General features: G+C 65.8%; 8 protein-coding genes. 1 reads left to right on the top strand and 7 read right to left on the bottom strand.

All coding sequences use genetic code 11. The features are described from left to right. Positions 1-3: 3 nt before the first annotated feature. From M9921_06370 to tadA, 7 genes are all read right to left on the bottom strand, one after another. Positions 4-2145, bottom strand: coding sequence for a type II secretion system GspH family protein (locus tag M9921_06370; protein ID MCO5296466.1), 2142 nt, complete (start codon positions 2143-2145; stop codon positions 4-6). Then, on the bottom strand, positions 2142-4028 hold the full coding sequence (locus tag M9921_06365; protein MCO5296465.1) for a type II secretion system GspH family protein: 1887 nt from the start codon (positions 4026-4028) through the stop codon (positions 2142-2144). The genes M9921_06370 and M9921_06365 overlap by 4 nt, the downstream gene beginning before the upstream one ends. A 37-nt stretch (positions 4029-4065) precedes the next feature. Then, the gene (locus tag M9921_06360) at positions 4066-4938 is read right to left on the bottom strand and encodes a type II secretion system GspH family protein (protein MCO5296464.1); all 873 of its coding nucleotides are present in this window, start codon (positions 4936-4938) and stop codon (positions 4066-4068) included. 23 nt (positions 4939-4961) lie between these two features. Then, complete coding sequence (locus M9921_06355) at positions 4962-6038, bottom strand: prepilin peptidase (GenBank protein ID MCO5296463.1); 1077 nt, start codon at positions 6036-6038, stop codon at positions 4962-4964. Positions 6039-6194: 156 nt separating this feature from the next. Beyond that, on the bottom strand, positions 6195-7427 hold the full coding sequence (locus tag M9921_06350) for a type II secretion system F family protein (protein ID MCO5296462.1): 1233 nt from the start codon (positions 7425-7427) through the stop codon (positions 6195-6197). 16 nt (positions 7428-7443) lie between these two features. Next, positions 7444-8658 carry a type IV pilus twitching motility protein PilT gene (locus tag M9921_06345; protein ID MCO5296461.1) on the bottom strand — a complete coding sequence of 405 codons (1215 nt, stop codon included), beginning with the start codon at positions 8656-8658 and terminating at the stop codon, positions 7444-7446. Between the two features lie 9 nt (positions 8659-8667). Beyond that, positions 8668-10431: a Flp pilus assembly complex ATPase component TadA gene (gene tadA, locus M9921_06340; GenBank protein ID MCO5296460.1), complete on the bottom strand. Its 1764-nt coding sequence runs from the start codon at positions 10429-10431 to the stop codon at positions 8668-8670. 189 nt (positions 10432-10620) lie between these two features. Here tadA and argS point away from each other — a divergent pair. Further along, a partial coding sequence (gene argS / locus M9921_06335) for an arginine--tRNA ligase (protein ID MCO5296459.1) occupies positions 10621-11940 on the top strand: 1320 nt, incomplete at its 3' end.

Here is an 11940-nt window from a genome sequence, read left to right as displayed (position 1 = left end):
GCGTTACCGTAGGAAGTTCCTCACCTTCGCCGCGCCGTTCAGGGTGATCGACTGCGGATCCGGCTGCGTGGTCTGCGGATAGTTGCGAATCGTCAGCAAGATCGACATGATCTCGCGCGAATCGTAGTCGACGGCGACCACATCGCCAACTCCCGTGAATTGGAACCTGTACGAGACGAAAATGTTCCCTTGGGGCAACGGCACGTTGGGATCGGAGTTGAACTGCAGATACCCCGCACGGAACCGGGGCTGGATCACCGCGGAGACGAAGTCCGTGGCGGTGTACTGCGCCGGTGGGTTCGGCACCCCCAGCAGCGTGTAATCCGTCGGTTCGGCGAGGTTCACGTAGTTGAGGCGGTACTGGTTGGGCCCCGGGTTGCCCACTGTGCGCGTGTACCGGATCATCGCTCCGTAGTTCGCGCCCGGAACCTGGTCCGGCCCGAAAACCACTTCGCTTCCCGGAACGATCCGCGCGCGATCGAATCCCACGGCGGGATTCGGATTCAACGGGCTGGCCGTCCCGTCGGCCGTCGGCGTCACGCGAAGGTCGACGAACCGGTGCAGATTGGGCCGCAGCGCGGGGTAGTCGTTCCAAATCTTGTTGAACTTCCGATTGATCGAGGCGTACTGAGCGTCCGAGAACACCCCCGCCGCGAGGCCGGGATCGTTGTTCGGCGTGAGCGCGGGCCCTGTGGCCACGACCGGGAGGTTGCGGGGATTGTTCGGGTCCACCGGCTGCGACGCATCCCCGACTTCGGAGATTTCGAAGCTGGCGACGACGCGCCCGCCGCGCGAGTCGAGCACGAACGGTTCGAAAAGGTCCCGGGCGGACTGGTTGCCGAGCCAGCCCGACCTCACGTTCGCCGCGGCGGTGGCGCGCGAGAACGGGAACCGCCGGTTGAGGGCGACGCTGCTCGCGTACTCCTCGATGTCGAACAGCTCCGTACCCGTCGACAATTCGGGGCCGAGGGCGGGTTCGTACGCGAAGATGCTGAGCCCGGGAACCGCCGGGTCGGGGCGGGCGACGAGGTACCGCGGGCTCGCACCCGCCGGCCACAGCCGCACGAGGGGGTTCGTCCACGCTCCGTACTGCGTGCGGAACACGTCGGGAGCCACCCGATCCATCCCCTCGGCCTCTTGGCCTTGGCGGACCGCGGTCATGCCTTCGGCGGGCTCGTTGGTCACCCGCGTGGGCCTGAGTTGGATCAGCGGCACGAGCCGAGGCACGTTGAGAACGTTCGCGGCGTTGCGGTCGTACGTCACGGCGCGCGTGCGCTTGTCGTAGATCGGCCGGATCATGTCGTAGCGGCTGATCTCGGTGACGACCGACGCCCGGGACAGCCAGTTCTGCATCCGCTGCGCCTTGGCTTGACCGACCGCCGTCAAGGCTCCGCCCTGGTTGTTGACCGGCTCGGTGGACACGTCGGTGCCGGGAAGGAGCGTGAAGAACGCGGGATCGTCGATATCGTCCGGCACGCCGTCGTTGTCCACGTCGAGGAACAGGGCCGTGTTGACGCGGAACTGCCCGTTCTGGAAGATGATCGGCTGCACCTCGGCGCGGTAGAGCACGTACAGGTTGTCCCGGTTCGTGCTGCGCGCGGTGAGGAGGCCGTCGTAGGGGTTGTCGTAGCGGCGAGGCACGCGCCCGGCGGGATCGCCGGGGTCGGCGGCGAAGGGCCGGCGGAGCCCAACCCAGTAGCGGACGATCGCCGCTCCCGGAGCGGCCGGAAGCACGACCTGCCCCTTCGGCGCGCGAAGCGTCGGGTCGCCTTTGCCAGTGTTCGGATCGACGAACGCCCCGTTGACGATCGCCGAGGGGTCGCCTTGCGCGGGAACGACGAGGTCGAGCTTCGTGTAGGGCAGGATCACGGTCTCCGGCTGGCCGTCCGCGCCGGGCACGACGGCCGCCACGGACCCGGCGAGCCCTTCGTTGGCGCGGACCCCCGCGGCGTTGCCGATTTCGCGGGAGAGCCGATCGATCAGAATGCGCGCCCGGTCTTGTGCCTCCGAGAACCCCTGCGCGGAACGGGTGAGGTTGAAGCTCTGGATCACAGGGTAGATGATCAGGGTCATCAACACGCCGGTGATCGCGAGCACCGTCAACAGTTCGATCAACGTGAAGGCCCTTCGATTGCGCATCATCATTTCTCACCCCGCTGCAGGAACGTCTCCGTCTCCGTGCGGCGCCAGTCGCGGCCCCACTGCTCGAGCGAAGCCATGTTGTCGGCCGCGTTGCCGCCGAGCGAGAGGAACGAGGGGTTGTGCAGCACGCGGACCGAAACCGACGCGCCGCGCACTCCGCGCAGCGCGTACCCGTAGGTCGCATAGTCGAACGTTTGCGCACCGGGATCCACGCTGCGGATGTCGATGTAGGGCAGCCCCGTCGCGTCGGGCGGCGTGCCCTGAATGACGAAGTCCACGTTCTCCAACAGCTTGAGCGCGCCGCCGCCGTCGCGGTACCAAACCTCGGCGATCGTCACCTTGCGGCCCAAATCCATCTTCGGGAAGTACACGCGCGTGGGCAAACCCACCGGATTGTCGGGCGTCTGGCCCACGTAGTACTGGCCGACGCCGACCGGCACCGCGTCGGTGACCGAGTAGAGCGCTGCCGGCTTGAGAATCTGCACGGACCACTCGCCCACCGCATGGTACAGGGCGCGCACGTTGCGCCCCCCGAGCGTGACACCGGTCGCGGCGGCCGCCCCGGGCAGGGTCATGCGCCCTTGGATGCCGTTCGTGCCGTCGCCGTCGGCATCGAGGAACGTGACCACGCCGAGCGACCGATCCACCCGGTACGAGTCCTGCGTGACCACGGCGCCCGTGTCGAGATCGACGAGCACAAAATCGCGTGGCTCGACTCCGCCCGCGCCATCTGCGACGTCGAAACCAAGGCCCCCGTACCGAAGCCCGTCCACGTCTCGGTTGCCGAGCACCTTGAGGTTGCCCAGCGTGAGCTTCTGCTGCGCGGCGCCGAGATCCGGGACCCGAAACTCGTCGCGGAGAATGCGCCAGTCCCACACGTCGTAGCTCACCCGGGCCATCAGCGGAATGCTCCTGCCGCCGGGCCGCCGCTCGGTGAACGTCGCCCCCGCCGGGTTGAACAGGAGAAGGCCGAGATTCGCATCGAGCAGCTTGTACTCGTAAGGCTCGCCCGCGGTGAACCCGACGCCGCTCGGGAGCTGGTCGAAGCGCCGCTGCACCTGCACCGAGTCGAACTCAGCGCCCAGGTACGTCTCCCCAGCACCCAGAGGAGCGTAGTTGGAAAGCTGGAAAGGCACCCAACCGAGATTGGCGCGCACGGGAATCGTCGCGTCGACCACGTCGTGCCGATAGTAGTCGCCGCCTTCGCTGACCCACGCGCTGAACGAGAGCCGATACGTGCGGTTCGTCGGCCCGCTCGGAAGCCACAGTTGCCCCGAGGCGTCGTCGATGTCCTCCAGATAGAAGAGGTAGTCCCGCCTGCGGGAGAACGCGTCCGGCGCCCCCTCGCGGGCGATCATGTCGTTGCCATACACCTGGAAGAGGCTCTGGTACTGGGGATTGAACACCACCGGCCCGAACTGAAGCACCAACAGGCCGCCGTATTCGGCCCCGATGACGCGCGGCGCGGGCACGCGGCGCCCTTCGCCGATGACTCGGCGCTGCACGTTCGCTCCGCTCAGATACGGCCAAGAGCCCAGCGCGTTGTTCGAGGCGTCGTAGAGCACGCCGTTCTGGTCGAGCCCTGCGGCGACCGGACCGATGTCGTCCGGCCCGCGCTCGGTGTCCGCGGAGATCACGACCCCGCCCGCTATCCATGTGTAGAGGACCGGGAGCACCATCTCCGGCAACTGCGCGCTGTTCGCCTTGATCCGCTCGATCTCGGCCCGGGAGAGGGCCGTCGCGACCGACTGGTCCCGCGTCGCGCGCAAGACCTTGAACCCGCCCGGAAACACCTGAACGACCGCGAGAATGCCGATCAGGAAGATCACGATGACCACCAGGACCTCGATCAGCGTGGTTCCAGCCGTGCGCCTGTTGCGAATCATCAAATGCTCCTTGTTCTGCCCCGGTCCGCCACGGTCTTCAGCGGGCCACCACGCGCCACGAGCGCTCCGAAATCGCCCTGGAATCGAACGTCCGCGCCCCGCCTCCGAGGAACAACACTACGTCCCGGTTCGCGCGGGTCGCCTGCCCCGACGCATCCAACTCGCGGAAGTAGCTGTCCCACGTGACCACGGTGCCGTCCGGCGGATCGGTGTAGCCCAATTGGCGCGGATCGTCGTCGGCGCCGCCCGTGGTCAGCCCCCACGTCGTCCAGAACTTCGCATAGCGCAGCTCCCATCGCGAGGCCCCGCCGCCCGTGGGCACCTCGGACACGTCGTAGCCGCTGATCTTGTAGAAGTACGCGTTGATCGTAGGATTGGGGTCGTTCTCGATGTTCTCGGCGGCGTTGTTCGGGTTGGGGCGCTTCACCACGTCCGAGGGCCCGAAGGCCTGACGCGCACCCGCAACGTCGTCGTTCGAGTCCACCGAACCGTCGCCGTTGAGATCCAACACCGGCGCCGAGCCCAGCGGCCGCGGGTCGGCCGGGGGCCAGACCGCCGTGGTGATGTCCGCGTTTCCGTAACGCGCGTACGCGGGCTGGAACGTCTTGGATGAGTCCACCCGGCGAGGATAAAGGAAGCCACGGACCTGGGATGCCGGCATCACGTTCCCGGCGTTTGGACCCGTCGCGTAAAGCGTCGCGTAACCCAACAGCGCGGGAGGATAGGCCCCCTGGTCGACGCGGTACAGCTGCAACGCCGTCCGAATCGAGTTCATGTTCGCTATGTCCGAACTGCGGTTGGCATTGTCCTTGGACCGAGCCAACACCGGAAAGGCGATGGCGGCCAACAACGCGATGATCGCAATCACCGTGAGTAGCTCGACCAACGTAAAGGCACGCTTTCGAGTCATCTTTATTCGCACGCTCCCATCAATCAACTATGGATATGACCGAGCAAGACGTGAAAGTGTTCCACGAAGGCCGGTCCCCCGAACGCCCAATCGAAATAACGATCCCACAAGCCACGCAGCGGTCCCTCGAACAGCATGGTGGCCACCGCCCCGAGCGCGAGGTACGGTCCGAACGGGATCATCGTTCTTTCTACCTCAAACTCTTCGATCTCCTCGGCTGCGGCGAACGCGGGCTCGCCGAACCAGGACTCGTACAGTCGGGGCACGAAAAGCCCCACGATGTCGATGCACAGGAAGTAGCCCAATCCCGACTTGAAGAGCGAGCCGATTGACTCCGGCTCCCACGCGCCTTCGTCGCCGGCGTCTTCGGCCGGCCCTCCCTCCGCGTCGCCCTGGCCCTTCAGCAAGAGCACCTGGACCACGCCGAGCACCGCGCCCAACACGATGGCGAGGGCGAAGCTGACGAACGCGGACAGCGGGAACAGCACCGCGCCGATGCCCCGGGCGAGTTTGATGTCCCCGTGGCCCATGGCGTCTTTGCGGAACAGCACGCGTCCGAACACCGCGACCCCCCACAACGCGCCCACCCCCGCGAGCCAGCCCGCGAGCGCGCTCGGCATCCCCCACGTCCACGCCTCGGGCGCGCCCGTCGCGAGCAGCGCGACGTTGTAGAGGATTCCGACGAGCCACAAGAACGCGTTGACCTGGTCCGGGATGATGTAGAGCTCCCAGTCGATGAACACGACGGCGACCAGCGTCGACGCGGCCGCAGCGAACGCCACGAACCGGGCGGGGTCGTGCCCGTCGACGAAGAAGCGGTACCACAGCCCCGCCCAAATCGCCCCGTTGATCAGCTCGACGAAGAAGTAGCGCGACGCGACCTTGGCTCCGCAGTGGCGGCACCTGCCCCGGAGCGCGAGCCAACTGAACAGGGGCACGAGATCCGGAAGGCCCAGGGGATGCCGACACTTGGGGCAGAAGCTGCGGGGCGGGTCCGAGAGCGAGAGGTTCCGAGGGGTCCGGTAGACCACGACGTTGAGGAAGCTGCCCACCGTGGCACCCAGCCACAGCCCGACCAGCCACGTCCACTCAGGAAACATGCGGTTCCTTCCCTCTCACTTCCCCTCCCTGGCGCCGTGCAGACCCGGCACTTGCAACGATAACCGATTGACCGCGCGCTTGCAAGCGCGGAACCACGAAAAAAGCGGAGACCGAACCCGGCTCAGGCTCGGTCTCCGCCCCATCAGCGCGCCCGTCTAGGCGTCTGAGGCGCCACCGCTCGACAAGCGCTCGATGACGCGGACCAGCGGGAGGAACATCGACACGACGATGAAACCGACGATGAAGCCCAGGCCCACGATCATGATCGGCTCGAGGGCGGCCGTCAGGGACTGCAGCGTCGCCTCGACTTCGCTCTCGTAGAAGTCCGCGATCTTCTGCAGCATGAAGTCGAGCGAACCGGACTCCTCGCCGACGCCGATCATGTGCACGACCATCGGCGGGAACAGGCGCGACGCTTCCAGCGGCTCGCCGATCCGGTCTCCTTCGCGGATGCGCGCCCTCGCTTCGAGGACGGCGTCGGCCATGATCGTGTTGCCGACGGTGCCCGCGACGGTCTCCATCGCCTGCAGGATCGGAACGCCCGAGGTGAGCAGCGTGCCCATCGTCCGGCTGAACCGGGCCATGCACACCTTGTGGTGCAGCTTCCCGAAGACCGGCACCTTCAGCTTCATGCGGTCCGCCACGCGGCGTCCGAACCGGGTGCTGGTGAACAGCTTCCACGAAAAGATGATGATGAAGGCGCCCAGCAGGAGCATCCACCAGCGGTGTTTGATCGTGTCCGAAAGGTCGATCAGGAACTGCGTCGGGGCGGGAATGTCGTCGCCCTTGAGCCCCAGGTCCACGAGAATCGCGGCCCACTGCGGCACGAACCAGGACACGAGGAAGATGACGATGCCCGTCGAGAGGATGAGAACGAGGACCGGGTAGGTCATCGCCGCCTTGACCTTGCGGCGCAGTTCGACGTCCTTCTCCAAGAAGTGCGAAAGGCGCTGGAGGGACTCCTCCAGCACGCCGCCGATCTCGCCGGCGCGGATCAAACCGATGAACAGGTTGCTGAAGGTGCGCGGGTGCCGCTGCATGGCGCGCGACAGGCTTTCACCGGACTCGACGCGCTCGCCGATGTCGACGAGGATCTTCTTGAGCTTGGGGTCCTGCGTCTGCTGGCCCAGCACGTCCAGACAGCGCACGAGCGACACGCCGGCGTCGACCATCGTCGAGAACTGGCGGCAGAAGACCGAAAGGTGGGCGAGCTTGACCCGGCCGTACGTCTTGGCCTTGGGCGAGCGCGCCTTGATCACGGTCACCTCGGTGATCGTGAACCCCTGCTCCTCAAACCTCTTGCGAAGAATCTCTTCGCTTTCGGCCTCGGCGGTTCCCTTTTGGGTTCCGCCGCTGGGATCTCTGAACGTGTAGCCGTAGACTGGCATCCTCTTCTCCTATCGGTCAGCGACGCGGCGGCGACGAGGGTGCGGTCCCCGTCTGCGGCGTGTTGATCATCTTCTTCAATTCTTCGACGTTGATCGCGCGCGTCATCGCTTCCTCCAACGTCACATAACCCTTGAGGTACAGGTCGCGCAGGCTCTGGTCCATCGCGATCATGCCGTGGGCGGCACTGGTCTGAATCATAGACGGGATCTGGTGCGTTTTGTTCTCGCGGATGAGGTTGCGGATCGCGGGGCTGGCGATCATCACCTCGACCGCGGGCACGCGGCCCGGCGCTCCGGCGCGGGGCATCAGCTGCTGCGAAACGACCGCCTGGATGTTGTTCGCAAGCTGGATGCGGATCTGCTCCTGTTGGCCGGGGGGAAACACGTCGATCATGCGGTCCATCGATTCGGCCGCGTTGTTCGTGTGCAGGGTGGCGAACACGAGGTGGCCTGTTTCCGCCGCGGTGATCGCCAGGGCGATCGTCTCGATGTCGCGCATTTCACCGACCAGGATCACGTCGGGGTCTTCGCGGAGGGACGCGCGCAACGCGGCGGCGAACGACTTGGTGTCGCCGCCCAGCTCGCGCTGGTTGATCAGCGAGAGTTTGTGCGTGTGCAGATACTCGATCGGGTCTTCGATCGTGATGATGTGCTCGGACCGCGTGGTGTTGATGTGGTTGATCATCGCCGCGAGCGACGTGGACTTGCCCGAGCCGGTGGGGCCCGTGACCAGCACGAGGCCGCGCGGCTTCTCCGTGATCTTCTCGAGCACCTTGGGCAGGTTCAGGTCCCCGACCGTCGGGATCTTGCTGGGGATCAGACGGAACGCGGCGGCGCATGCGCCCCGGTCGCGGTACAGGTTCACACGGAACCGTGCGCGGCGCGGGAGCGCATACGAGAAGTCGAGCTCGAGGGTCGTCTCGAACCGGTTGATGTTCTCGTCCGAGAGGATGTCGTACATCATGCGCTGCAGCGACTGCGGGCTGAACTTCTCGAAGTTGAGCTTCTTGAGCTTGCCGTCCTCGCGGATGATCGGCTCGGAGTTCGTGCAGATGTGCAGGTCCGACGCGTTCTTGTCGACGACGATGTGCAGCAGCTCGTCGATGTGGAGGTCTTCGAGGCTGCGCGGCGCGCCGGCCTTGACGACCTCTTCGGCCGGCTTCTCGGCGACGCTGTCCTCCGAGAGCTGGAACCCGGGGGCGGCTTGCGGGGTGTTCGTGGGTGTATCCATGGGTTTGAGTTAGAAGCCTGCGGTGAAGACCACGCGCATGACCTCCTGCGGGTCGGTGATTCCTGCCAAGACCTTCGTGAGGCCGTCCTCGCGAAGCTCCTTCATGCCGTTGGCCTTGGCGGCCTCTTTGATGTCCGCCAGCGGGGCGCGGCGCACGACGAGTTCGGCGATCTCGGCGTTCATGACCATCAGCTCGTGGAAGCCGGTTCGGCCTTTGTAGCCCGTCTGCCGGCAATCTTCGCAGCCGCGGCCGCGGTGCAACGTGACCATCTCGTCGGGATCCGTGACTTGGAAGCCGAAGCGGCGCAGGTCGATCGCCGGCACCTCGTAGGGCTCCTTGCAGTTGTTGCAGATGCGGCGGCCGAGACGTTGGGCGAGCACGCCGATGACCGTCGCCGAGATCAGGTACGGCTCGACGCCCATGTCGATCATACGGATCGTGGCCGAGGGGGCGTCGTTCGTGTGCAGCGTGGAAAGCACGAGGTGGCCCGTCAGCGACGACTCGATCGCGATCTCGGCGGTCTCCAGGTCGCGCATTTCACCGACCATGATGATGTCGGGGTCTTGGCGCAGGAACGAGCGAAGGGCTGTGGCGAACGTGAGACCCGCCTTTCGGTTGGTCTGCACCTGGGCGATGCCGTTGAGCTGGTACTCGATCGGGTCCTCGACCGTGATGATGTTCACCCCGACCGTGTTGAGCTTGTTGAGGACCGAGTACTGCGTCGTCGTCTTTCCGGAACCCGTGGGTCCCGTGCAGAGGAACATGCCGTTCGGCTGCGACGTGAGCTCTTCGATCTTGAGCTGGTTCTCCTCGGTGAAGCCCAGTTTGTTCAGGCCGATCATGACGCTGGACTTGTCGAGGATGCGCATGACGATCTTCTCGCCGAACGGCGTGGGGATCGAGCTGACGCGCATGTCGTAGTCCTTGCTCGAGTGGCGGACTTCGATGCGGCCGTCCTGCGGGACGCGGCGCTCGGCGATGTTCATGTCCGCCATGATCTTCAGGCGGCTGACGAGCGGCGCCTGGAGGTTCTTGGGGATCGTCATCGCCTCCATGAGCACGCCGTCCACGCGGTACCGAACCCGAAGGGCACGCTGCTGGGGTTCGACGTGGATGTCCGACGCGCGGTCGGCGATGCCCTGCTGGATCAAGGCGTTCGCGAGCTTGATGATCGGCGCCTGGTCCGCCATCTTCTCCGCTTCGGCGTCCGCGGGGTCGATGTCGTCTTCCCGCCCGCGCGCCACCTGGGCGCTCGCGATGGCGCCGCGGATGTCCGAGTTGAAATTGGACTGCTCGTCGGTTATCGGAGCCGCAACGGGCGTGTCGCCGTTCGTTGTGGAGCCGCCGTAGTATTTGCGGAGCGCGTCGTCGATGGCGCCGGGCACGGCCATGACCGGATACACGCGGCACCCGGAGACCATGCGCACGTCGTCCATGGCCTGGATGTTGTTCGTGTTGGACATCGCCAGCCAGAGGTTGGTGCCCTCTTTCTTGACCGGGACGACGCTGTGGTTCTTGGCGATCCGCTCCGGCACGACGTTGATCGCCGAACTCTCGACCGAATGCCGGTCCAAGTCGACGAACGGAATGCCCAACTCCTGGGCTTTGGCCTCGAGCACTTCGCGCTCGCCGACAAAGCCAAGCTCGACCAACACCCTGCCCAAGTCCTGCTTGGTCTGGGTCTGGACCTTCTTCGCCTCGTCCAACTGCTCGGGCTTGAGATACTCCTTTTGAAGGAGATATTGATCCAAAGGAACTCGCGGCAACGCCATTGACTCTCTTACTCCCACCCTCGATGACCCGACAAACGGCCGCGGGCGCGCACCCCGCCGGGCACGTCCATTCTAGACCAAACGCACACCGATTGCCAGCAGTCGAATACTCGAATCACGAGGGTTCACCTTCACGACGCGAATTCGGTGCCGGTCGGTTCGCGCGGGACGCCCGGTAAACTCGGCGCCTTGATCCGCTCGCTTCTCACCCGCCATCTTGCCGACGCCGTGGCCTCGCTCGTCGCCGCCGGCACCCTGCCCCCGGCCGAGTACGGAACGCCCGAAATCGCCGAACCGAAGAACCCCGACCACGGGGACTTCGCGTGCGCGTTCGCGCTCACCGCCGCGAAGCAGGCCGGTATGAACCCGCGCGCCATCGCCGAGGCGCTTGCCCTCGAGTTGGGAACGCACGAGGCGATCGCCGCCGTCGAGATCGCCGGCCCGGGCTTTTTGAACCTGCGCCTCGACCCGGCCTGGCTCGGTTCGCTCGCGGCTCAGGTGGGCGCCGGATTCGAGCGCTCCCCCGCCGAGATTTCTCTGAAGCTTAACGTCGAGTTCGTCTCGGTCAACCCCAACGGTCCGATCACCGTCGGCTCCGGGCGAGGAGCGGCGTTCGGCGACACCCTTTGCCGCGTGCTTGAGGCCGCCGGGCACCGCGTCCACCGCGAGTTCTACGTCAACGACGGCGTGAACTCCGAGCAGATGCGCCTGTTCGCAGAGTCCGTGCGCCACTACGTGCGCGAGGCCGCCGGTCTCGCCTCGAGCTTCCCCGAAGGCGGTTACAAGGGCGACTACGTGCAGGAGGTGGCCGCCTCGGTTCTGGCCGGGCATCCCGACGCGGCCGAGAAGGACGTGGACTGGTTCCAGCGGCGTTCGCAGGAGCTGATGATCGCTCGCCAGAAGAAGGACCTCGCCGACTTCGGCGTCGAGTTCGACACGTGGTTTTCCGAGCAGTCGCTGCACGAGGAGGACGCGGTTTCCGCCGCGCTGGAGAAGTTGAAGGCCGACGGCGTGTCCTTCGAGAAGGACGGCGCGCTGTGGCTGCGCTCGACCGAATACGGCGACGACAAGGATCGCGTGCTGGTGCGCGCCGACGGCCGCCCCACGTACATCGCCTCGGACATCGCGTACCACGAGAACAAGTTTTCGCGGGGCTTCGACAAGCTGATCGACATCTGGGGCCCCGACCACCACGGCTACATCGGCCGCATGAAGGCGGCCGTCGCCGCCGCGGGCCACCGCCCCGAGCAGTTCGAGGTGATCATCTTCCAGATCGTGAGGTTCGTCAAAGAAGGCCAGCCCGCCCCCATGCGCAAGCGCGACGGCAACATCTACTCGCTCCGAGATTTGATGGACGAGATCGGCAAGGCTTCGCTGGCCGACGACCCAGATGCCGAGGCGATTCGCTTACATGGGGGCACCGAGAACCAACGTGTGCGCGGCCGGGACGTGGCGCGCTTCTTCTATCTGATGCGCTCGCACGACACGCACATGGACTTCGACATCGAC

The organism is Fimbriimonadaceae bacterium, from assembly GCA_023957775.1.
Taxonomy (GTDB): domain Bacteria; phylum Armatimonadota; class Fimbriimonadia; order Fimbriimonadales; family Fimbriimonadaceae; genus JAMLGR01.
The sequence above is the reverse complement of the archived record's forward strand: the minus strand, read 5'-3'. Positions and strand labels throughout refer to the sequence as shown.